This is a genomic window from Mesorhizobium sp. M4A.F.Ca.ET.090.04.2.1, from assembly GCF_003999085.1.
Taxonomy (GTDB): Bacteria; Pseudomonadota; Alphaproteobacteria; order Rhizobiales; family Rhizobiaceae; genus Mesorhizobium.
Genome location: NZ_RZOT01001030.1, coordinates 1 through 437, shown reverse-complemented (window position 1 = coordinate 437; position 437 = coordinate 1). Strand labels below are relative to the sequence as shown.

Annotated in this window: 1 protein-coding gene; it reads left to right on the top strand. The window is 65.0% G+C overall.

What is annotated here, in order from left to right:
• Positions 1 to 40 precede the first annotated feature (40 nt).
• Positions 41 to 437 (top strand): polyprenyl diphosphate synthase (gene uppS, locus EN781_RS33890; RefSeq protein WP_127400795.1); only part of this gene is annotated, 397 nt, incomplete at its 3' end.

Sequence of the window (437 nt, the reverse complement as noted above, 5' to 3'; positions counted from 1 at the left end):
GGTTTAGGGTTCGGCTCTCCACCGGCCCGAAAGCGAGACCATGGCAACGCCCGCGCATGTCGCGATCATCATGGATGGAAACGGACGCTGGGCCAAGGCGCGCGGCATGCCGCGGCTTGCCGGCCATCGCGCGGGCGTCGAGGCCTTGCGCAAGACAGTGCGCGCCGCGCCCGACCTCCGCGTCTCGTTCCTGACAGTATACGCCTTCTCGTCGGAAAACTGGTCGCGGCCGAAATCCGAGGTCAGCGACCTGATGGGCCTGTTGAAACTGTTTATCCGTCGCGACCTTGCCGAACTGCATCAGAACGGCGTGCGAGTGCGAATCGTCGGCGACAGGGCGGGGCTGCAGCCCGATATCAGGGGCCTGCTGCAGGAAGCCGAATCGCTCACCGCCGGCAACAAGGCGCTGACGCTGGTCATTGCCTTCAACTATGGCG